The organism is Micromonospora sp. WMMA1947, from assembly GCF_027497355.1.
GTDB lineage: Bacteria > Actinomycetota > Actinomycetes > Mycobacteriales > Micromonosporaceae > Micromonospora.
The window spans coordinates 6,172,306-6,193,259 of sequence record NZ_CP114909.1; the positions used below are offsets into that span (position 1 = coordinate 6,172,306).

A 20,954-nucleotide genomic window follows, 5' to 3' on the forward strand; every position below is an offset into this window, starting at 1 on the left:
ACCGCGTCGTCGTCTACTCGAACCGCTCCCCCCGCTCGGCCATGGCCACCAGCGTCGGCGGCGGGTCGAACCGCTCGCCGTAGCGCTCGGCCAGCACCCGGGCGCGGGCCACGAAGCCGGGCAGCCCGCCGTCGTACTGGTTGACGTACTGCAGGACGCCGCCGGTCCAGCTCGGATAACCGATGCCCAGGATCGAGCCGACGTTGGCGTCGGCCACCGAGGTCAGCACGCCCTCATCCAGGCACCGCACCGACTCGATCGCCTCGATGAAGAGCATCCGCTCCTTGAGGTCCTCGAACGGCGTGTCCAGGTTCGTGCCGCCGAACTGCTCCCGCAGCCCCGGCCAGAGCCCGGCCCGCTTCCCGTCGCGGTAGTCGTAGAAGCCGGCGCCGCCCGAGCGTCCGGTCCGGCCGCACTCGTCGATCATCCGGTCGATGACCGCGTCGGCAGCGTGCGGTTGCCAGGTGCCCCCGGCGGCCACAGTCGCCGCGGCCGTCTCCAGGCGGATCCTGCGGGGCAGGGTGAGGGTGAGCTCGTCCATCAGCGCGAGGACCGGCGCGGGATACCCGGCCTGGCTGCTGGCCTGCTCGATCGTCGCCGCCGGGATGCCCTCGGCCAGCATCGCCACGCCCTCGTTGGTGAACGTGCCGATGACCCGGCTGGTGAAGAATCCCCGGCTGTCGTTGACGACGATCGGCGTCTTGCGCAGCTGACCGACGACACCCAGCGCCCGGCCGAGCGTGGCCTCGTCGGTCCGCTCCCCGCGGATCACCTCGACCAGCGGCATCTTGTCCACCGGGGAGAAGAAGTGCAGCCCGATGAACTCCTCCGGCCGGCTGACGCCCTCGGCGAGCAGCGTGATGGGCAGCGTGGAGGTGTTGGAGGCGATCAGCGCGCCTGGCGCCACCTGCTCGATCTCGGCGTACACCTTGTGCTTGAGCGCCGGGTCCTCGAAGACCGCCTCGATCGCGAGGTCGACGCCGGTCAGGTCGGCGAGGTCGCCGGTGGCGTGGATGCGGCCCAGGATCTCGTCGCGCTTCTCCGGCGTGGACCGGCCCCGGGCGACCGCCTTGTCGAGCAGGCCCGCCGAGTACGCCTTGCCCCGCGCCGCCCCCTCGGCGGTGACGTCCTTGAGCACCACCCGCATCCCGGCGCGGGCGCAGACGTACGCGATGGCGGCGCCCATCATGCCCGCGCCGACGACGGCGACGCTGCGCACCGGCTCGTGGTCGCCACCGGCGGTCCGGGACCGGGCGGCCTGGAGGTCGAAGAAGAGCGCCTTGATCATGTTTTTGGCGACCTGGCCGGTGGCCAGCTCGGTGAAGTACCGCCCCTCGATCGTGAACGCGGTGTCCAGGTCGACCTGGGCGCCTTCGACGGCGGCGGCGAGGATGTTGCGCGGCGCCGGGTAGGGCGCGCCCTTGAGCTGCTTGCGCAGCAGCGCCGGCATGGCCGGCAACTGCGTCGCGAGCCCCGGGCTTGAGGGGGTGCCGCCGGGCATCCGGTAGCCCTTGCGGTCGTACGGCTGGGTCGCGTCCGCGTTCGCGGCGATCCAGGCGCGGGCGGCGGCCATGAGGGCGTCCCGGTCGGCGGCCAGCTCGTCGACCAGTCCGTGCGCGAGCGCGTCCTGCGGGCGGCGGCGCTGGCCACGCAGCAGCCAGTTCGTCAGCGCGGCGGTGACGCCGAGCAGCCGGACGGTGCGCACCACGCCGCCGCAGCCGGGCAGCAGACCGAGCGTGACCTCGGGAAAGCCGATCTCGATGCCCGGGTCGTCGAGCACGATGCGGTGGTGGCAGCCCAGGGCCAGTTCGAGTCCGCCGCCGAGAGCCGATCCGTTGATCGCGGCGACCACCGGACGGCCGAGCGTCTCCAGCCGGCGTACGGCGTGCTTGAGCGCGGCCGCGCCGGCCGCCGACGTCCCGGCGTCGGCGGGCGTGAGCCGTACCAGGGTCTCCAGGTCGCCGCCGGCGAAGAACGTCTTCTTGGCCGAGGTGACGATCACGCCGGCGATCCGGTCGCGCTCGGCCTCGAGCCGGTCCACAGTGGCGGTCAGGCTCTCGCCGAACTCCGCGTTCATCACGTTCGCCGAGCGGCCGGGGTGGTCGAGGGTGAGCAGCACGATGCCGTCGTCGCCGTGCTCCCACCGGATGGTGTTTGCCATTCGTGCTCCTCAGATTCGTTCGATCACGGTCGCGATGCCCATGCCGCCGCCCGCGCACAGCGTGGCCAGGCCGTAGCGGCCGCCGCGTCGTTCCAGCTCGTCGACGAGCGTGCCGAGGATCATGGCGCCGGTCGCGCCCAGCGGGTGGCCCATCGCGATCGCCCCGCCGTTGACGTTGACGATCTCCGGCTCGATCCCGAGGTCGGCGACGAACCGCAGGACCACCGCGGCGAACGCCTCGTTGATCTCGACCAGGTCGAGGTCGTCGACGCCGAGGCCGGCCTTCGCCAGCGCCTTGCGGGCGGCCGGGGCCGGGCCGGTGAGCATGATGGTGGGGTCGGCGCCGCTGAGCGCTGTCGCCACGACGCGGGCGCGCGGGGTGAGACCGGCGGCGACGCCGGCCGCCTCGCCGCCGATCGCGACGAGCGCGGCGCCGTCGACGATGCCGGAGGAGTTGCCCGCCGTGTGGACGTGCTCGATGCGCTCGACCCAGTGGTACTTCTGCAGGGCGACCGCGTCGAAGCCCGCCTTCTCGCCGATCTCGGCGAACGAGGGGCGCAGCGCGGCGAGGCTCTCCGCCGTCGAGTCGGCCCGGATGTGCTCGTCCCGGTCCAGCACGGTCAGCCCGTTGCGGTCGCGGACCGGCACCACGGAACGGGCGAAGTAGCCGTTGGCCCAGGCCTTCGCGGCCCGCGCCTGCGACTGGAGCGCGAACGCGTCGACCGTCTCCCGGTCGAACCCGGCGATGGTGGCGATGAGGTCGGCGCTGATGCCCTGCGGCACGAACCCGGTGGTGAAGTTGACCTCCGGGTCCAGCGCCCACGCCCCGCCGTCGGAGCCCATCGGCACCCGGGACATGGACTCGACGCCACCGGCCAGGACGAGGTCCTCCCAGCCGGAGCGCACCTTCTGCGCGGCGATGTTCACCGCCTCCAGGCCGGAGGCGCAGAAGCGGTTGAGCTGCACGCCGGCCACCGTGTCGGGCAGGCCGGCCGCGACGGCAGCGGTCCGGGCGATGTCGGCGCCCTGGTCGCCGAGGGGGGACACCACCCCGAGCACGATGTCGTCGATCAGCGCCGGGTCGAGGCCGGGCATCCGCCGCAGGGTCTCCTCGATCAGGCCGGTGATCAGCGAAACCGGCTTCACCCCGTACAGCGATCCGGTCGGCTTGCCCCGCCCGCGCGGCGTGCGCAACGCGTCGTAGATGAACGCATCGGTCGTCATGCCAAGCTCCTCATTGCTCACCCGCATGCGAATTTCGCCTAACTTTTCTTGAGCCTGCTGCTGCTTGTCAAGAAGCGTCAGGCGCTGCCCGGCTTCAACCTCGGCGCAGGAATCCGCCGAGGGGCGCCACGGGATCCGCGCGAGGGGGCGCTAACGTGTAGCTGTGCGACGAGCAGCAGGCGACACCGCCCCGGCACCGGTCAAGCGGCCCAAGGACCGCAAGGCCCGCATCGCGCTCGCCGGGGCCGAGCTGTTCTGCGAGCGGGGCTACCACGGCGTCTCGGTGGACGAGATCGCCGCCGCCGTCGGCATCAGCGGGCCGGCCGTCTACCGGCACTTCCCGAACAAGTACGCGATCCTCGTGCACGCCACCCGGGAGGTCGTCGGCGCCCTGCTCGCCGCCACCGGACAGCCGACGGCGAGCAGTGCCGACGGGCTGCTCGACGAACTGCTGCGCGCGCTCGCCGAGGTCGCGGTGAGCAGGCGGCGGGTGGCCGGGCTGTACCAGTGGGAGGGCCGCTACCTGACGCCCGAGCACCGGCAGGAGTTCGCCGCGTCGATGGCCACTCTCGTCGGCCGCGTCGCCGGGCCGCTGCGCGAGCTGCGCCCCGAGCTGACCGCCGAGCAGGCGGACCTGCTGGTGAACGCGGCGCTGAGCGCGTTCGGCAGCGTGACCACGTACCGGGCCGCCGGCGCCGACACCGAGCACCTGCTCACCCGGGTCGCCTGGACGCTGCTGCGGACCGACGCGCCGGCGGTGCCGCCCCGGCGGCGTCCCGCGCCGGACGGCGCGCCCGCCACCGGGCCGGTGCGTCCGGCGTCGCGCCGCGAGCTGCTGCTGATCGAGGCGATGCGCCTGTTCCACAGGCACGGCTACCACGCCGTCGCGGTGGAGGACATCGGCCGCGCCGCGGGCATGCAGGCCTCCAGCGTGTACCGCTACTTCCCGGGCAAGGCCGACCTGCTCGCGGCCGCCTACTACCGGGCCACCGACCGGCTGACCGGGGCCACCACCGCGGCGATCGCCGAGGCGAGCGACCCGGCCGACGCGCTGCACCGGGTCGTGCGGGCGTACGTCGACTTCGCGTTCGGCCAGAGCGATCTGATCGCGGTGTACCTGGCGGAGAACAACAACCTGCCGGACCGGGACCGCCACCAGTTGCGCGGCGCGCAGCGGCTGCACGTCGAGGAGTGGGTGGGGCTGGTCCGGGCGGTCCGGCCGGACCTGCCGGCCGCCGAGGCCCGGGTGCTCGTGCACGCCGCGCTGAACGTCGTCACCGACGTCGGGCGGCTCGGCCGCTTCGACCGCACCGAGGGCTACGACACCCAGACCGCCCGGCTCGCGCTCGCCGTCCTGCACGCCTGACGGGCGTCACCGCGAGCGCGCGGGCGGCGTGAGGCGCTGTGGTTGACTGACACCCATGGTTCCGTGCCCGTCCGCGTCCTCCCGGACGACCCGGTGACCACCGGGCCGGCCGCGGCCACCCGGCCCCGCAACCGCAGACAGGTCATCGTCGAGTCGGCCGGGCAGGTGTTCAGCGAGCGCGGCTACCACGGCGCCTCCATGGAGGAGATCGCCGCGGCGGTCGGGATCAGCGCGCCCGCGCTCTACCGGCACTTCCCGAACAAGTACGCGTTGTTCGCCGAGTGCGCGAACGTCATGGTGGACAACCTGGTCGAGGCCGTCGACGCGTGGCCGCCGGACGCGGCGCTGGCCGACGTGCTGCTGGCCCTCACCCGGGTCACCGTCGCGCACCGCGCCTCCGGCGGCATCTACCGGTGGGAGGCCCGCTACCTCGGGCGCCCGGACCGCCACCTGCTCCGCGCGAAGTTCGGCCACGTCGTGGGCCGGGTGACCGAGATGGTACGGCGGGAGTACCCGCTGCCCGACGAGCGCCTGCGGGCGGTGGCTGCGCTCGGGGTGATCGGTTCGGTGACCATGCACCGCACCTCGATCGCCCAGCGCCGGATCGAGGATCTGGTGCTGCGCTCCGCGATGCGGGTGGTGGCCACCGACCCGGCGACCGCCGCCGGGACGGCGGGGCTGGTGGAGCTGCCCGCCCAGCCGGTGCCCCGGACCCGGCGCGCGGAGATCCTGGCCGCGGCCGTGCCGCTGTTCGCCCGGGACGGGTTCGCCACGGTCACCAACGCGCAGATCGCCCAGGCGGTGGGGCTGGCCCCGTCGGCGATCTACCGCCACTACCCCGGCAAGGTGGACATCCTCGTGGCCGCCTGCCTCCAGGCGGCGGAACTGCTCGCCCAGGCGGTGGACCGCAGCCTCCAGCGGGCTGCCGACCCGCGTCAGGCGGTGGTCGCGCTGGCGGCGGCGTACGTGGCCTACTGCTTCGAGCACAACACCCTCAACAGCGTCGCCGAGGCCGAGGTGGCCGGGCTTCCGGAGGACGTCCGGCGTCCGCTCGTCCTCGCCCAGCGGGAGCACATCGCGGTCTGGGAGCAGCAGTTGCGGGCGGTCCGGCCGGACCTGGACCGGCGGCAGGCCCGGCTGCTGGTGCACGCCGGGTTCGGCGTGGCGGTGGAGGCCGGGCGCGCCCTGCGCTGGCAGGACTCGCCCGGCCACCGGGACGCGGTCACCGCGCTGGTCACCGGTGCCCTGACGCTGTGAAGCGGCACCTGATCAGGTGCCCGGCCGGTTCATGACCGGGATCGTGATCGGGGTGTGCGACGCGGACGAGCCGTTGTTGAGGAACAGCATCGCCAGGCCGCGGATGAACCTGTCGAACAGGCCGAACGTCTCCGGCATCAGCGGCGAGAGCCCTTCGCGGAACATCACGTACGTGGGCCAGCCGGCCTCGATCACGCCCCGGGAGATGTAGTCGCGGGGCAGCCGCAGCCAGTCGCCGATCCGGTCGGTGAGCACGTAGCGCGCGAACTCCCGCTGGAATCCGCGAGTGACGCCCAGGTCCACCGAGGACGTCAGGTTCAGCAGGATGTCGGCCAGGTCGATGCCCTCGGGCGTCGGCGCGAGGAGCGGGTTCAGCGCGTACCGGGACTGCTCCTCGGCGGCGGCCCAGCTGTTCGGGATGAACTCGTCGCGCACGCCGAGCAGGTGCAGCGCGACCTGCCACATGTGCAGGTAGGCCTCCTCCTCCGCGGCCGACATCCGCAGTCCCCAGCGACGCCAGTCGAGCAGCTTGCGGTGCACGTACGTGCCGAGGCTGTGGAAGGTGATGAGGATGTCGCCGTTGCTGATCGGGATCGGGTGGTCGGTGACGCCGCGCCACGGCGCGGACTGCGGCAGCAGGTGCCGTACGGCCGCGTGGGTCAGCCGGGTCTTGTGCGAGGTGACCACGAAGCTGCCGGTGGCCTTGAACGCGTCGGGGGCGCTCAGGTCGTAGCCGTAGGTGAAGGTCTTCGCGGCGCGCGCCTTCATGTCCGCGCCGCCCTCGGACCAGTAGACGTTGCGGGCCTCGCGCGGGATCACCGTGCTCATGATCCCGCTGCCCAGGCCGTAGAGCAGGAACAGGTACATGCTCATGCGCTTGTTGAACTGGGCGGCCCGGTCCAGCTTGGCCTGGTCGGCCCAGGACGGCAGCGTGTTGACGCGCCGCAGGTAGGTGGTGAGCGCCGGGGGCAGGCCGGCGGGCAGCGCGTCGCCGTTGCGGATCCAGGACGCGAACGCGGTGTTCACCGCCGGGATCTGCCCGGCGTCCAGCAGCGAGGCGACGAGCGGGTCGGTGTCGTCGTCCCAGACGTCCCACGGGTCGGTGACCGTGTCGGTCCCGGCGATCGAGCCGGACGACGACCACGCCCACGCCTTCGGAGTGTCCGCCACCGCTACCAGTCCCAGCGCGGCACCGAGCGTCAGGACGCTTCGTCTACTGAGATTCTCCATTAGCACCACTTCCCGGTTTCGACCGGACATCGCCCTGAACACCGGCCCGTGAGGTGCGCACAAGCAGGTTTCGAGTTATCCGGGGATGTGATTTTCTATTAACATAGAGGAGCTTGACTGCATCGGCAAGGGTGGACGGTGGGGGTGGTCGCGATGGCCGAGGGCGGGCGGTACCGCTGGTTGCGCCGGATCGAGACGCTCGATCCGGTCCGCGACCATCACGAGATCTACCGGCTCTCCGCCGGGTACGAGTTCCCCTTCGACTACCAGCGGGCGCTGGAGCTGGCGCTGCTGCGCACGTTCTGCGTGCCGAGCATCTCCGCGCTGCTCGACGCGACAGGCGAGTTCCGGCTGCGGGCGCAGCAGCGCTACGACGACACCGCGCTGCTGATGGCCGAGCTGCTGAAGCACGGGTACGACTCGCCGCGCGGCCGGGAGGCGCTGCGGGTGGTCAACCGGGCGCACGGCCGGTACGCGATCTCGAACGACGACATGCGCTACGTGCTGTCCACGTTCGTCTACGAGCCGATCGACTGGCTGGAACGGTACGGCTGGCGCCCGCTGCACGAGCACGAGCGGCTGGCCGCGTTCCACTACTACCGCGCGGTCGGCGCGCGCATGGGCATCCGGGACGTCCCGGCGGACTTCGACGCGTTCCGGGACTTCAAGGACGCGTACGAGCGGGACACGTTCCGCCGCACGCCGAGCAACGAGCGGGTCGCGGCGTACACGCTGGAGCTGTTCGCGTCCTGGTACCCGGCGCCGCTGCGCCCGGCCGCGCGCCTCGGCGTGCGCGCGCTGCTGCCGCCCGAGATGCGCGCCGCCTTCGGGCTGCCGGCCGCGCCGCGACCGCTGCCCGCGCTGGTCGGCGGCGCGCTGCGCGCCCGGGCCGCAGTGGTGCGGCTGCTGCCCGCGCGGACCGTGAGCCGGTTGACCCGCGCGCCGCGCAACCGCACCTATCCCGGCTACCCGCGGGGGTACCGGCCCGCCGATCTCGGCGCGCCGCCACCCCCGCCCGGCATCGACCCGGCGCTACTGGGTAACGGGCTCCGCCGCCGCGTCACCCGGCCGGTAGAGGGCGTCGATCCGGTCGCCGTACCGGTCGACGATGACCCGGCGCCGTAGCTTCAGCGTCGGGGTCAGCTCGCCCGACTCCGGCGTCCACGCCGACGGCAGCACCTGGAACGTCTTGACCTGCTCGGGCCGGGCCAGCCGTGCGTTCGCCGCGTCCACAGCGGCCTGGATCTCGGCCCGCAGCACCGGATCCGAGGCCAGGGCGGGCAGCTGCGGGTCGCTGATGCCGTGCGTACGCGCCCACTGGGGTGCCACCTCCTCGTCCAGCACGATCAGCGCCGTGACGTACGGCCGCCGGTCGCCGATCGCGACTGCCTGACCGATGAGCGGGTGGGCCCGCAGCAGGTTCTCGATCTGCGCCGGCGAGATGTTCTTCCCGCTGGACGTGATGATGAGTTCCTTCTTGCGGTCGGTGATGGTGAGGAACCCGTCCTCGTCGAGCGTCCCGACGTCGCCGGTCGCCAGCCAGCCGTCCGCGTCGACCACCGGCTCGACGCCGCCGTCCTCGCGCAGGTAGCCGGAGCAGACCAGCGGACCCCGGACGAGGATCTCGCCGTCGTCGGCGAGGCGTACCTCCATGCCCACGTTCGGGCGACCGACCGTCCCGGTGCGGAAGCAGTAGGGGGTGTTGAGGGTGGCGGTGCCGGTGGTCTCGGTCAGACCCCACACCTCCAGCACGTCGATGCCGAGTCCGGCGAGGAACCGCAGCACGTCCACCGGGATCGGGGCGGCGCCGCTGCCGGGCCAGGTCATGTTCTGCAGCCCGAGGGTCGCCTGCAACGGTCGCAACACGGTGTCCCGGGCCTGCGCCACCCGGGCGGCCAGCTCGTCCGGCACCGGCTTTCCGGCGGCGCGCAACTCGTACGCCTCCAGTGTCACAGCGCTCGCGGCGGCGACGGCGGCGCGGACCGCGGGCTCGGCGGTCGCCAGGTGGGCCTGGACGCCGGCGGCCATCTTCTCCCAGACCCGCGGCACCCCGAAGAACGAGGCGGGACCGACGGTGCGCAGCGCCGCGACGAGCTGCGTGGCGTCGGGGCAGATGGTCACGTGCCCGGCGCGGTAGATCGGGTTGTAGATGCCGAGGAACCGTTCGGCGATGTGCGCGAGCGGCAGGTAGGCCACGGTCGGCGCGTGGTCGGGGACGGACACCATCGCGTCCAGCGCCACCGCCTGGTAGATCACGTTGTGGTGGCTGAGCACGACGCCCTTCGGGTTGCCGGTCGTCCCGGACGTGTAGAGCAGCGTCACCGGCTGCCCGGGCCGGATCGTGCGCCAGCGCCGCTCGAAGGCGTCCGGGTCCGCCGCGTGGGCGGCCCGGCCGAGGGTACGCACGCGCGACAGCGGCACGGTGTCGGTGGCCGCTTCGGCGGGCTCGTCCACCAGCACCACCCGGAGCAGGTCCGGCAGCTCGGCCAGGATCGGCCGCCAGCGCTCCAGCTCGGCCGGCCCTTCCAGCACGAGCACCTGGGCGGCACTGTGCCGGGCCAGGTAGCGCATCTGCTCGGCGCTGAGCGTCGGGTAGATCGTGGACGGCACCGCGCCCAGGTGGACCGCGGCGAGGTCGACCAGCCAGTGCTCGGTCCGGCCGGACATCATGATCAGCATGTGTCGCCCGGTCTCCAGGCCGATCTCGGCCAGGCCGGCGGACAGCTCGGCGACCTCGTCGCGCAGCTGCGACCAGGTGCGGGTGTCGTCCCGGCCGAGCGTGGTCAGGGCGGGCCGGTCGGCGTACTCGGTGGCGTTGCGGTGCAGCAGCGCCGGGACGGTCAGGTCGGCGGCTTTCTTGGCGCAGTCCTCGGCGAGGACGTCGGCGGGGTCCATGGGCTACTCCTTCACACGCAACCGGGCCTGGTGGTGGCAGAGCTGGCCGCACCCCTCGCCGTGGTGCCCGCGCGGGTTCCGCAGCCGATGGCAGCACTGTAAACGAGGGTTAACTTTCTGGGAAGAAGTGCCGGTAGATCGCGCCTGAACCGAGCCGCAGCGATGATCCGGCGACGAACCTGGACTAACCAAACGGATCGCCGGTCACTGCGCGGTCCAGCCACCGTCCACGTGCAACACGCTGCCCGTGACGTAGCTCGCGGCGTCCGAGGCCAGGAACAGCACCGCGCCGACCACCTCCTCGGGACGGCCGAAGCGGCCCATCGGGATGCGGTCGCGCAACCGCTTCGACCACTGCTCGTGGCCGCGCAGCCCCTCCGTCATCGGGGTCTCCAGGTAGCCGGGCGCGACCGCGTTGACGCGTACGCCGGCCGCCGCCCACTCCAGCGCCAGCGTGCGGGTGAGCTGCTCGACGCCGCCCTTGCTGGCGCTGTACGCGGCCAGTCGTGGGAACCCCACCTGACCGTGCACGGAGGACATGTTGACGATGCTGCCCGCACCCTGCTCGACCATGAGCGCGCCGGCCGCGCGGGCGCAGACGAACACGCCGGACAGGTTGGTGTCGATCACCTGCTGCCAGTCACCGAGACTCAGCCGCTCGCTGCGGTGCAGCGCCGGGCTGATGCCGGCGTTGTTGACGAGGACGTCCAGCCGGCCCCAGCGCTGCCGCGCGAGGCCGACGACGGCGTCGGCGGCGGACTCGTCGGCGACGTCCCCGGCGACCACGGCCGCCGTGCCGCCGCCGGCCGCGATCCGGTCCCGCACCTCGTCGAGCGCGTCCGGCCGACGGGACTGGAGGATCACCGACGCGCCGGCCCGCGCCAGCCCTTCGGCGATCGCCGCGCCGACGCCCTGACTCGCGCCGGTCACCCACGCCACCTTGCCCGACAGCATCCCCTCGACCTGCGCCACCGTGGACTCCCCTCCTCGCAAACCATCGACAGATGTCGTCATGGGCCTTGTGGACACCGTTACCACGTGCTCTCATGTGATACACGGGCGCAATATTTGTTTCACCGTATCAGCGGCCTCGACCCCGAGGAGTGAACGTGGAACCGGTAAGCAGGCGCAAGATGTTGAAGGCCGGCGGGGCACTGGGAGCGCTCGGCGCGCTGAGCGTCGCCGCCCCCGCGCAGGCCCGATCGGCGTGGACCTGGTCCCCCACGGGATCAGTGGCCGGCGCCGGGGCGGGCGTGGACCCGCGCTGGGTGTGGGACGAGGAGGCCGACCCGCTCGTCGCCTCCCTCCTGGACCGGGGCGACGCACCACTGGTCAACCAGCTGCTGCGGACGTGGACGAAGAACGGCCAGCCGCTGCCGTCCGGCCTCCCGGCGGACGTACGCGCGTTCATCGAACGCGCACGCGTGCTGCCGTCCTGGGTGGACCAGGGCAAGCTCGCCACCGCCGTGCGCTTCAACGAGAAGCGCGGCCTTTACCTCGGCGTGCTCTACGGCCTGGCCAGCGGCATGATGAGCACCGTCATCCCGAAGGAGGCGCGCGCCGTCTACTACTCCAAGGGCGGCGCGGACATGAAGGACCGCATCTCCAAGACCGCCAAGCTCGGGTACGACATCGGCACCGCCAACGCCTACCAGCCCGACGGCTCGATGATCGTGACCGCCGTGAAGACCCGGCTCGCGCACGCCGGTGTGCGTCACCTCCTGCCGCAGTCGCCCGAGTGGGCCGACGTCGCGCCCGAGGACATCCCGATCAGCCAGCGGGACCTGATGGTCACCTGGCACAGCCTGCCGACCACTGTGATGCGGAAGCTGACCGACTGGCGGGTGCCGATCCCGGCCGCCGAGTCGGCAGCGTTCCTGCACCTGTGGCAGGTGGCCGCGCACATGCTCGGCATCCGGGACGAGTACATCCCGGCCACGTGGAGCGAGGCGAACTCCCAGGCCGGCGAGGTCCTCGACCCGATCCTCGCGCCCACCCGCGAGGGCAACGCGCTCGCCGACATCCTGCTCGGCCTCGGCAAGGAGATCGACGCCGGGCTGCTCAGCAAGCCCATCCTCGGCTCGTTCACCCGGTTCATGCTCGGCAACCAGATCGCCAACTGGCTGGAGATCCCGCGCGACCTGCTCTGGGACACGCTGCTGCGGACGAGCTGGGGCCCGTTCGTCGCGGTCCGGGAGGCGCTGCTGCCGTTCCCGCTCGCACCGGAGTGCTACTGGCTGTTCGACGAGTTCCTCCGCAAGCTCGCCCTGCTGTTCCTGTCCGAGGGGCAGTCGATAAACATCGAGATCCCGCTCGGCAACCGCGAGTTCTGACCACCGGGTCGCGGTGAGCACCATGACCGCGCCCCTCCCCCCGTTCCTGGGGTACGTGCTCGCCGCGCCGGTCCTCGTGGCCGCCGCCGAACTCACTGTGGGATATCCGGCCACCGCCCGCACGCCGTCGCCGGACGTGGCCGGACTGCTCGGCCTCGGCGAGATCATGACGGCCACGGCCCTGCCCGGGGCGGCCCTGATCTCCGTCGAGGTCGGCCCGGACGGGACCGTGTCGTTCACGCCGCCGCCGGGCCGCTGCGGGTACGACTGCCACACCTCGGCCGCTGAACTGATCGCCGACGGGCTGTCGGTACCGCGCCGGCGCGTCCGCGTGCCACCGCCACGGCCGGCAGCGGGCCGGACCCGTCGCGCACCCCATCCGGCCGCCGGCACCCGTACCCCGCTCCGGGTCGCCGTGGCGGTGGCCCGGCGACGGCTGCTGGAGGCCGCGTCGGCGGCGCTCGGCACGCCCGTCGCCGACCTGCGGCTCGCGGCCGGCGCCGTCACCGACGGCGCGGGCCGCCGCGTCGACATCGGCGCCCTCGCCGGCTCCGCCGCCAGCACCAGCACGATCGCCGTGCCGGTCGACCTCGAGCCACGATGACCGGCGCCGCCGATTCAACGGGCCTGTGCCGGGTAGCAGTCCGATGGACGGCACCGGAGAGGGGACATACAGGCATGAAGGCACTGACCTGGCACGGCAAGCGGGACGTCCGCGTCGAGGACGTCCCGGACCCCCGGATCAAGGAGCCGACCGACGCGATCATCCGGATCACCTCGACCGCCATCTGCGGTTCCGACCTGCACCTGTACGAGGTGCTCGGGCCGTACCTGAAGCCCGGCGACATCCTCGGGCACGAGCCGATGGGCATCGTCGAGGAGGTCGGATCCGGCGTGACCCGGCTCAAGAAGGGCGACCGGGTGGTCGTCCCGTTCAACATCTCCTGCGGCTCGTGCTGGATGTGCGAGCGGCAGCTCTACGCGCAGTGCGAGACCACGCAGGTGACCAGCCAGGGCAAGGGCGCGTCCCTGTTCGGCTACACCTCGCTGTACGGCTCGATCCCCGGGGGCCAGGCCGAGTACCTGCGCGTACCGCAGGCGCAGTTCGGCCCGATCACCATCCCGGACAGCGGCCCGGACGAGCGCTGGCTCTACCTGTCCGACATCCTGCCGACCGCCTGGCAGGCGGTGAAGTACGCGGACACCCCGCCCGGCGGCACGCTCGCCGTGTTCGGGCTCGGCCCGGTCGGCCAGTTCAGCGCCCGGATCGGCCGCCACCTGGGCGCCGGCCGGGTGATCGGCCTGGACCTGGTGCCGGAGCGGCTGGAGATGGCCCGCCGCCACGGCATCGAGGTGCTCGACGTCAGCCAGCTCGACGACGTGCCCGGCGCGCTCATCGACCTGGTCGACGGGCGCGGCCCGGACGCGGTGATCGACGCGGTCGGCATGGAGGCGCACGGCGCGCCGCTGGGCAAGATGGCCCAGACCGCCGCCGGGCTGCTGCCCGACAAGCTGGCCCAGGCCATGACCGACAAGGCCGGTGTGGACCGGCTCGTGGTGCTGCACGCCGCGCTCAAGGCGGTCCGGCGCGGAGGCACCGTGTCGATCTCCGGCGTGTACGGCGGCGAGCAGGACCCGATGCCGCTGATGGAGATGTTCGACAGGGGCATCCAGCTGCGCATGGGGCAGTGCCACGTGCGGCGCTGGGTCGACGAGATCATCCCGCTGCTGGAGCGCGACGACGACCCGCTGGGCGTGGAGGACCTGCGCACCCACCGGCTGCCGCTGACCGACGCGCCGGGGGCGTACGAGATGTTCCAGAAGAAGGAGGACGGCTGCGTCAAGGTCGTGCTCGCGCCGTGACCCGGACGGTGGTCGTCACCGGCGCGACCAGCGGGATCGGCCGGGCGACCGCCAGGGAGCTGGCGGGCCGCGGGGACCGGCTGGTCCTCGCGGCCCGCTCCCCCGCCACCCTCGACGAGGTACGCGACGAGTGCCGGGCGGCGGGCGCGCGGGCGATCGCCGTACCGATGGACGTGACAGAGCCCGGCGCGGTGGCCGCGCTCGCCGACGCGGCGCGAGCCGAGTTCGGCCGCGTCGACGCCTGGGTGCACACCGCCGCGGTGATGTCCTACGGCCGCTTCGACGAGACCCCGGCCGAGGTGTTCGAGCAGGTGGTCCGCACCGACCTGCTGGCCGCCGCCGCGGTGGCCCGGGAGGCGCTGCGCCGGTTCCGGGACAACGGCGGCGGCACACTCGTGCTCACCGGCTCGGTGCTCGGGCACATCACCGCCCCCTACATGAGCGGCTACGTGGCCGCCAAGTGGGGCCTGCAGGGGTTGGCCCGCACCCTGCAGCAGGAGGCGCGGGAGACGCCCGGCATCGCGATCTGCCTGGTCAACCCGGGCAGCGTCGACACACCCGTGTACCGGCAGGCGGCCAACTACCTGGGCCGCGTCGGCCGGCCGCCGCCCCCGATCGCGTCGCCCGAACGGGTGGCGCGGGCCATCGCGCACTGCCTCGACCGGCCGCGCCGCGAGGTCTCGGTGGGACGGCTCAACGTGATCATGCGCTTCGGCTTCACCGCCCTGCCCGGCGTGTACGACGTGCTGGTCGGGCCGCTGATGCGCCTGGCCGGGCTGACCCGGACGCCGGTCGCCGCGCACCAGGGCATCGTGTTCACGCCCAACCCGGCCGGCGAGGCGGTCCGGGGCGGATGGCTGCCCGACGTGTCCCAGGTGGTCCGGGCCGTGGGCGGACGCGCGGCCACTGTGGCGTCCGCGGTGCGGCGCCGGCTGCCCTGACCGTGGCGTGGGCGGGCCGGGACGACTGTGGTTACCGTGTACGGCGGGACACGGCGGAGGGGACGAGCATGCGGGAAGCAACGGGGCGGGAACCCGGCCGGACGCGCGGCGGGCGGGTGTGGAAGCTCGCCGGGCTGGCCGCCGTCGCCGGGCTGGCCTGGGCGGCGCGGGACGTACCGGCGCAACTCGGCGGCCGGCTCACCGGCACCCGGGCGGAACGGGCGGCCCGGTCACCGCGCTTTCGCGACGGCACGTTCCACAATCCGGCCGGCGCCAGCGCCACCATGGTCGCCGACCCGGGCCGCAACCTGCTCCGTGAGCTGATCTTCGGCAAGCAGAAGCGGCGACCGGGCAGCCCGGTGCCGCTGCTGCGTCCGGGTGCCGCGCCCGCCGCCGCCGACCCGGCCCGCGAACTGAACGTCATCTGGTACGGCCACGCCTCCACGCTCGTCGAGATCGAGGGACACCGGGTGCTGCTCGACCCGGTGTGGAGCGACAGGTGCTCCCCGTCCGGGCTGGTCGGCCCGCGGCGCATCCACGAGCCGCCGGTCCGCCTGACCGACCTGCCCCCGCTGGACGCCGTGCTGATCTCGCACGACCACTACGACCACCTGGACATGGAGACCGTCCGCCGGCTGGCCGATCTCCAGTCCGCGCCGTTCGTGGTGCCGCTGGGCGTCGGCGCCCACCTGGCCCGCTGGGGCGTACCCGAGCACCGCATCGTCGAGCTGGACTGGTCGGAGAGCCACCGGGTCGGCGGCCTGACGCTCACCGCCACCGCCGCGCAGCACTTCTCCGGGCGCGGCCTGCGCCGCGACGGCACGCTCTGGAGCTCCTGGACGATCACCGGCGCGCACCGGAAGGTCTTCTACACCGGCGACTCCGGCTACTTCGATGGGTACGCCGCGATCGGCGCCGAGCACGGCCCGTTCGACCTGACGCTCATGCAGATCGGCGCGTACGACAGGGCCTGGCCGCACATCCACATGTTCCCGGAGGAGGCGGTCGCCGCCCACCTCGACGTGCGCGGCGGGCTGCTGGTGCCGGTGCACTGGGGCACGTTCAACCTGGCCCTGCACGACTGGTCCGAGCCGGTGGACCGGCTCTGGGCCGAGGCGAAGGCGCGCGACGTCCGGCTGGCAGTGCCGCGTCCCGGTGAGCGGGTGGTGGTGGACGAGCCGCCGGCGGTGGACGGGTGGTGGCAGGCGGTCGCCTGAGACGCGCCGAAAAAACCGGACAAGGCATTCTTCTGCGCATATTTGCGTACTCTGTTCGCTGACGAGTCAGCGGCCGGAGGACAGCATGCAGGTTCGCCTCTCCCCAGGCGTGGAAGATCTCCGTACACCCACCCCGCCGGCGAGCGGCGCCGCGGCCGTCAAGCGGGGTGTCGACGTCGTCGTGTCGGCCACGGCCCTGCTGGTGGCGGCGCCGGTCCTCGCCGTGGTCGCGGTCGCGGTGCTGCTCGGGATGGGCCGTCCGATCATCTTCCGGCAGCGGCGGATCGGCCGGCACGGCCGGGAGTTCACCATCCTGAAGTTCCGGTCGATGGCGGGCGGGGGCGACGGCTTCTCCCCCGGCGACGACCAGGCGCGGCTGACGCCCCTGGGGCGGTGGCTGCGGGCCACGAGCCTGGACGAGCTGCCCAGCCTCTGGAACATCCTGCGCGGTGACATGAGCCTCGTCGGCCCGCGCCCGTTCCCCACCAGCTACCGCGACCTCTACACACCGCGGGAGTTCCGCCGGCACGACGTCCGGCCCGGCCTCACCGGGCTCGCGCAGGTGAACGGCCGCAACGCGCTGGGCTGGGCGGAGCGTTTCGCCTACGACCTGCACTACGTGGAGCACTGGAGCCTGCGGCTGGACGCCCGCATCCTGGCGCGGACCGCGGTCGCCGTGCTCCGCCGGCAGGGCATCAGCGCGCCCGGCGCCGCCACCGCACACGAGTTCCGCGGCACCGCCTCGGAGCAGGCCGTGGCGGCGACCGCGGGAAGCGGATCCCGGTGAGCCTCGACCTCGTCGTCGTCGGGTGCGGCGGCCACGGCCGGGAGATCGCCCAGATCGTGGCGGCGGTGAACGAGTCCGCGGCCCGGCCACCCTGGCGGCTGGCCGGCTTCGTCGACGACGACCCGTCCGAGTCGAACCGTAAACGCGCCGAGGCGTGCGGCGCCCCGTTCCTCGGGACCCTGGCGGCGATCGGTCAGCTACCGCCGGAGACCCACGTCGTCATCGGGGTGGGCGACCCACGGGTCCGGCAGAAGGTGGCCGCCCGGATCGACACGTACCGCAGGCCGGCGGCGAGCCTCGTCCACCCGGACGCCACCGTCGGCCCGGACCTGGTGTCGGCCGAGGGCCTCGTGGTGTTCGCCGGTGGCCGGATCACCACGAACGTCACCGCCGGACGGCACCTGCACGTCAACCAGAACGCCACGCTCGCGCACGACTGCGTGGTCGGCGACTACGTCTCCCTGCATCCGCTCGCGGCCGTGTCGGGCGACTGCCACCTGGGCACCGCCGCGCTGATCGGCGCGGGCGCCGTGGTGCTCCAGGGCCTGCGCGTCGGCACCGGCGCTACGGTCGGCGCCGGCGCGTGCGTGGTGCGCGACGTGCCGCCGCAGACAGTGGTCAAGGGCGTGCCGGCGCGCTGAGCCGTCCTCAGAGCACGAAGGCGTCCGTCCACAGCGCGCCCGAGCGGCCCGACAACGCGTCCAGCATCGCCACCGCCTGACCGTCGGTGAGCTGCGCGACGAAGTCGATGATGGCCCGGCCCCGGGCCCGGCCGATCCGGTCCGGGGTACGCGGGTGCAGCTCCGCCTCGGCCAGCTCCACCAGGTCGTGCAGCCGGCGCGGCAGCCGGGACTCCTCGTCCGGGTCCAGCAGCCACTCCCAGAGCGCCTCCACCAGCGTGCCCAGCAGCCGGGCCTGGCCGCGCTGGTGCAGGGCCAGGTCCGGGCGGGCCAGCACGAACCGGTGGTGCACGAACTTGAGCACCTGCACCTCGTGCCACTGCGCCTTCGCCAGCAGCACGTAGCCGGAGCGGACGTCCGGGTCCGGTGTCACGGTGATGGCGTCCACGAAGCGGGTGGACCAGCGGGCGGAGAACCGGGCGACGTACTGCTCCGCCTCGATCGAGCCGTCGAACGGCAGCGCCAGCAGCCCTTCCACCAGTTCCTCGCGCACATGCTCGACCGCGTCGGCGAACGCCTCGTCGTCGGCGATCCAGCCGTCCTTGCGGTGCAGTTGCCGGCGCAGCCGCTCGATCGCCGCGCCCGGCCGCCGGCCCGCCGCCTCCAGCGCCGAAGCGGTGATCGACCGCAGGTGCCCGCACTCGCGCTGCCAGGCCATCAGCTCGGCCGCCACGGTGCCCTGCTGCAGCACCCCGACGCGGTAGAAGTCCTCCACGTCGTGGATCGCGTACGCGATGTCGTCGGCGGTGTCCATCACCGACGCCTCGGGGGTCTGCTGCCAGTCCGGGATCCGCCCGGCGAACGGCTCCCGCGCCTGGCGCAGGTCGTCCAGCTCGGTGCGGTACGCGCCGAACTTCACCGAGCCGCTCTCCGGGTCCTCCGGCGGGGCCGCCGCGCCCCGGGGCGCCGGTTCGAGGTGGCGCGGGTGCGGGTCGGGATGGTCCAGCCGGGTCCACGGGTACTTCAGCATCGCGGCCCGGACCGCGGCGGTCAGATCCAGTCCGGTGGTCGCCGCGCCACGGATCTCGGTGCTGGTGACGATCCGGTACGACTGGGCGTTGCCCTCGAATCCGTCGGCCAGCCCGAGCCGCTGCCGGGCCAGCCGGTCGAGCACCCGCTCCCCCAGGTGCCCGAACGGCGGGTGCCCGAGGTCGTGCGCGAGCGCGGCGGCCTCCACCACCTCCGGGTCGCAGCCGCCGAGCTTGTCCAGCAGGGCCCGGTGCGCCGGATCGGCGGTCAGCCGCTCGGCGATCGCGCGGGCCACCTGGGCCACCTTCAGGCTGTGGGTCAGCCGGTTGTGTACGAGCAGCCCCGATCCGCCCGGGCTGATCACCTGGGTCACGCCGCCCAGCCGGGCGAAGAACGGCGACCCGACGATCCGGTCCCGGTCGGCCCGGAACGGGCCGGCGGCCAGGTCGCCGAGCGCCCGGGCGCTGCCTCCGAAGAGCCGCCGGGCCCGCGGATCCGCAGGTACCTCCATGATCGCCACGCTAGCGCAGCCGTACCGGACGGCGGGCCGCGACCTGTGCCTAGGCCAGCGGGGGCGCGTCCCCCAGCACCAGACCGGGTGCCGCCGGCAGCCAGTAGCCGAGGTAGGTGCCGGCGGTGACCTGGTAGCTCAGGCGCCCGTTCACCCAGGCGCTGGCGCTGAGGAACGCGCCCGAGGCGCGCGGGAAGGTGACGGTCTTGGACCCGACGACCTGCCACCTGCTGTCGTACGCGTAGCCGGTGTAGGTGCCGGGCTCGACGGTCAGCAGCCGGGTGGGCGCGTACGTGTGCTCGACGAACTTCCCGGCGAGCCACCGGTTCTGCGCGTCCTCCGCCACGAACATGCCGGCGAACACCCCGTTCGCCATGCGGTAGTGCACGCCCCGGCCGGTCACCCGGACGCGCTGGTCGGCGGTGGCGGTGGAGAACCGGATCAGGTTGATCGACTTCTGCGCGACGACCCGGCCGGCGGCGTCGAACTGGTAGGCGACGTGGGAGCCGGGACCGAACCACACGATGCCGTCGACAGGCGGGTACGGGTAGTCGGCGCGCAGCACGTCGGCGTACGCGGCGAACACGCCGGCGTGGGTGAGCTGGTGCAGCGCGAGCATCTGCTGGGTGTGCACCTGGTGGTAGCTCGGGTAGGACCGGGCGCAGCCGACCGAATAGCGGCTGGCCCACTGCGGGACGCGCAGCGTGGCCGGCACGTAGCGCCGCACCGTCGTGGCCGTCCCGTCCATCAGGCTCACCGCCCGGCTGTCCCGGGTGATCCGCCAGTAGTCGTACACGCCGTAGAACGCGTAGATCATGCCGTTGAGGACCCGTTCCCCGCGCACACCCGGGCTGTCCGGATACTCCTCCAGCCACAGGTAGCCGTCCGTGTCGGTCCAACTCACCCAGGGCACCCCGAGCTGTGGTCCGAGGGTGAGGCTGAGGAACGTACGGTCCGCCGCCGTACGCCAGGTGGCGTCGCCGGTCACCTCGTACAGCCGGACGAACAGGCTGAGCAGTTCCCCCTGTGCCATCGCGCTGTACCAGGGCGCCTGGAGCACCAGCCCGGTGCACCGGGGCAGGTCGAAGGGGTACGAGTACCACCACGCGCCGCGGGACTCCACCTTGCGGTCCAGGTTCCGCCGCGCCTGCGCGATCGCCCGGTCGAGGAAGAACCGGTCGCCCGTGACCTGGTAGGCGTTGAGGTTGTCCAGTCCCCAGTCGGCCTGGACCACCGGGTGGTCGTACAGCGCACCCTGCCAAGTGAAGAGCCGTACCCCGGAGGCGTCGTGCGCCAGCGGGTCGGTCCGCGGGACTGTCATCTGTCGCGAGGTCGGTGAGACCGAGCCGGGCAGCAGGCGCGGCAGGTAGCCGTCCCGGGCGTACGCGGTGAGCGTCGCGCTCCGCCCGGAGAGTGCGGTGGCGGCCGCCGCGCCGGTCACCGGCGTCCCCGTCAGGCCGACGGCGAGCACCGCCGCCACCCACGCGCGCCAGGCCAGCCGGATCCTCATGGGACCTCCA

The 20,954-nt window shown here is 73.1% G+C and carries 17 protein-coding genes; 10 read left to right on the forward strand and 7 right to left on the reverse strand.

Going from position 1 to position 20,954, the window contains the following annotated elements:
• Window positions 1–13: 13 nt before the first annotated feature.
• Both O7604_RS28965 and O7604_RS28970 read right to left on the reverse strand, forming a co-directional pair.
• Entirely contained in the window at window positions 14–2,161 is a 2,148-nt protein-coding gene (locus O7604_RS28965) for a 3-hydroxyacyl-CoA dehydrogenase NAD-binding domain-containing protein (protein WP_281578404.1), read from the reverse strand.
• Window positions 2,162–2,170: 9 nt separating this feature from the next.
• Entirely contained in the window at window positions 2,171–3,385 is a 1,215-nt protein-coding gene (locus O7604_RS28970) for an acetyl-CoA C-acetyltransferase (protein ID WP_281578405.1), read from the reverse strand.
• Between the two features lie 163 nt (window positions 3,386–3,548).
• Between O7604_RS28970 and O7604_RS28975 the strand changes: the two genes are divergently transcribed.
• Window positions 3,549–4,751, forward strand: coding sequence for a TetR/AcrR family transcriptional regulator (locus O7604_RS28975; RefSeq protein WP_281578406.1), 1,203 nt, complete (start codon window positions 3,549–3,551; stop codon window positions 4,749–4,751).
• 63 nt (window positions 4,752–4,814) lie between these two features.
• Window positions 4,815–6,008: a TetR/AcrR family transcriptional regulator gene (locus tag O7604_RS28980; RefSeq protein ID WP_281578407.1), complete on the forward strand. Its 1,194-nt coding sequence runs from the start codon at window positions 4,815–4,817 to the stop codon at window positions 6,006–6,008.
• A gap of 12 nt (window positions 6,009–6,020) precedes the next feature.
• Here O7604_RS28980 and O7604_RS28985 read toward each other — a convergent pair whose 3' ends face one another.
• Window positions 6,021–7,238 carry an oxygenase MpaB family protein gene (locus O7604_RS28985; RefSeq protein ID WP_269700683.1) on the reverse strand — a complete coding sequence of 406 codons (1,218 nt, stop codon included), beginning with the start codon at window positions 7,236–7,238 and terminating at the stop codon, window positions 6,021–6,023.
• A 138-nt stretch (window positions 7,239–7,376) separates the two neighbouring features.
• Here O7604_RS28985 and O7604_RS28990 point away from each other — a divergent pair, with 138 nt between their 5' ends.
• Window positions 7,377–8,363: an oxygenase MpaB family protein gene (locus O7604_RS28990; RefSeq protein WP_281578408.1), complete on the forward strand. Its 987-nt coding sequence runs from the start codon at window positions 7,377–7,379 to the stop codon at window positions 8,361–8,363.
• Here the strand turns inward: O7604_RS28990 and O7604_RS28995 are convergent.
• Both O7604_RS28995 and O7604_RS29000 read right to left on the reverse strand, forming a co-directional pair.
• Window positions 8,271–10,133, reverse strand: coding sequence for an AMP-dependent synthetase/ligase (locus tag O7604_RS28995; protein ID WP_281578409.1), 1,863 nt, complete (start codon window positions 10,131–10,133; stop codon window positions 8,271–8,273). The two genes, O7604_RS28990 and O7604_RS28995, sit on opposite strands and share 93 nt — an antisense overlap.
• 204 nt (window positions 10,134–10,337) lie before the next feature.
• Window positions 10,338–11,105, reverse strand: coding sequence for a 3-oxoacyl-ACP reductase family protein (locus tag O7604_RS29000; protein WP_269700686.1), 768 nt, complete (start codon window positions 11,103–11,105; stop codon window positions 10,338–10,340).
• Window positions 11,106–11,242: 137 nt separating this feature from the next.
• Here O7604_RS29000 and O7604_RS29005 point away from each other — a divergent pair, with 137 nt between their 5' ends.
• From O7604_RS29005 to O7604_RS29035, 7 genes are all read left to right on the forward strand, one after another.
• Complete coding sequence (locus O7604_RS29005) at window positions 11,243–12,466, forward strand: oxygenase MpaB family protein (RefSeq protein WP_281578410.1); 1,224 nt, start codon at window positions 11,243–11,245, stop codon at window positions 12,464–12,466.
• A 22-nt stretch (window positions 12,467–12,488) separates the two neighbouring features.
• On the forward strand, window positions 12,489–13,070 hold the full coding sequence (locus tag O7604_RS29010; protein ID WP_281578411.1) for an isoquinoline 1-oxidoreductase: 582 nt from the start codon (window positions 12,489–12,491) through the stop codon (window positions 13,068–13,070).
• A 74-nt stretch (window positions 13,071–13,144) separates the two neighbouring features.
• Window positions 13,145–14,329, forward strand: a complete 1,185-nt coding sequence (locus O7604_RS29015) for a zinc-dependent alcohol dehydrogenase (protein WP_281578412.1) — start codon at window positions 13,145–13,147, stop codon at window positions 14,327–14,329.
• Window positions 14,326–15,270: an SDR family NAD(P)-dependent oxidoreductase gene (locus O7604_RS29020; protein ID WP_281578413.1), complete on the forward strand. Its 945-nt coding sequence runs from the start codon at window positions 14,326–14,328 to the stop codon at window positions 15,268–15,270. The genes O7604_RS29015 and O7604_RS29020 overlap by 4 nt, the downstream gene beginning before the upstream one ends.
• A gap of 68 nt (window positions 15,271–15,338) precedes the next feature.
• Window positions 15,339–16,487 (forward strand): MBL fold metallo-hydrolase, encoded by a 1,149-nt coding sequence (locus O7604_RS29025; protein ID WP_269700691.1) that lies wholly within the window; start codon window positions 15,339–15,341, stop codon window positions 16,485–16,487.
• Between the two features lie 109 nt (window positions 16,488–16,596).
• Window positions 16,597–17,274 (forward strand): sugar transferase, encoded by a 678-nt coding sequence (locus tag O7604_RS29030; RefSeq protein ID WP_281578414.1) that lies wholly within the window; start codon window positions 16,597–16,599, stop codon window positions 17,272–17,274.
• Window positions 17,271–17,915 carry an acetyltransferase gene (locus O7604_RS29035; protein ID WP_281578415.1) on the forward strand — a complete coding sequence of 215 codons (645 nt, stop codon included), beginning with the start codon at window positions 17,271–17,273 and terminating at the stop codon, window positions 17,913–17,915. Before O7604_RS29030 ends, O7604_RS29035 begins: the two co-directional genes overlap by 4 nt.
• A gap of 7 nt (window positions 17,916–17,922) precedes the next feature.
• Here the strand turns inward: O7604_RS29035 and dgt are convergent, their stop codons facing one another.
• On the reverse strand, window positions 17,923–19,434 hold the full coding sequence (dgt, locus tag O7604_RS29040; RefSeq protein ID WP_269700694.1) for a dGTP triphosphohydrolase: 1,512 nt from the start codon (window positions 19,432–19,434) through the stop codon (window positions 17,923–17,925).
• Between the two features lie 49 nt (window positions 19,435–19,483).
• The gene (locus tag O7604_RS29045; protein ID WP_269700695.1) at window positions 19,484–20,944 is read right to left on the reverse strand and encodes a D-glucuronyl C5-epimerase family protein; all 1,461 of its coding nucleotides are present in this window, start codon (window positions 20,942–20,944) and stop codon (window positions 19,484–19,486) included.
• Window positions 20,945–20,954 lie beyond the last annotated feature (10 nt).

What these genes read in the sequence shown, in the direction of transcription:
- O7604_RS28965 (WP_281578404.1), bottom strand. Translation starts at nt 2,161, where the DNA reads ATGGCAAACACCATCCGGTGGGAGCACGGCGACGACGGCATCGTGCTG.
- O7604_RS28970 (WP_281578405.1), bottom strand. Translation starts at nt 3,385, where the DNA reads ATGACGACCGATGCGTTCATCTACGACGCGTTGCGCACGCCGCGCGGG.
- O7604_RS28985 (WP_269700683.1), bottom strand. Translation starts at nt 7,238, where the DNA reads ATGGAGAATCTCAGTAGACGAAGCGTCCTGACGCTCGGTGCCGCGCTG.
- O7604_RS28995 (WP_281578409.1), bottom strand. Translation starts at nt 10,133, where the DNA reads ATGGACCCCGCCGACGTCCTCGCCGAGGACTGCGCCAAGAAAGCCGCC.
- O7604_RS29010 (WP_281578411.1), top strand. Translation starts at nt 12,489, where the DNA reads ATGACCGCGCCCCTCCCCCCGTTCCTGGGGTACGTGCTCGCCGCGCCG.
- O7604_RS29015 (WP_281578412.1), top strand. Translation starts at nt 13,145, where the DNA reads ATGAAGGCACTGACCTGGCACGGCAAGCGGGACGTCCGCGTCGAGGAC.
- O7604_RS29025 (WP_269700691.1), top strand. Translation starts at nt 15,339, where the DNA reads ATGCGGGAAGCAACGGGGCGGGAACCCGGCCGGACGCGCGGCGGGCGG.
- dgt (WP_269700694.1), bottom strand. Translation starts at nt 19,434, where the DNA reads ATGGAGGTACCTGCGGATCCGCGGGCCCGGCGGCTCTTCGGAGGCAGC.
- O7604_RS29045 (WP_269700695.1), bottom strand. Translation starts at nt 20,944, where the DNA reads ATGAGGATCCGGCTGGCCTGGCGCGCGTGGGTGGCGGCGGTGCTCGCC.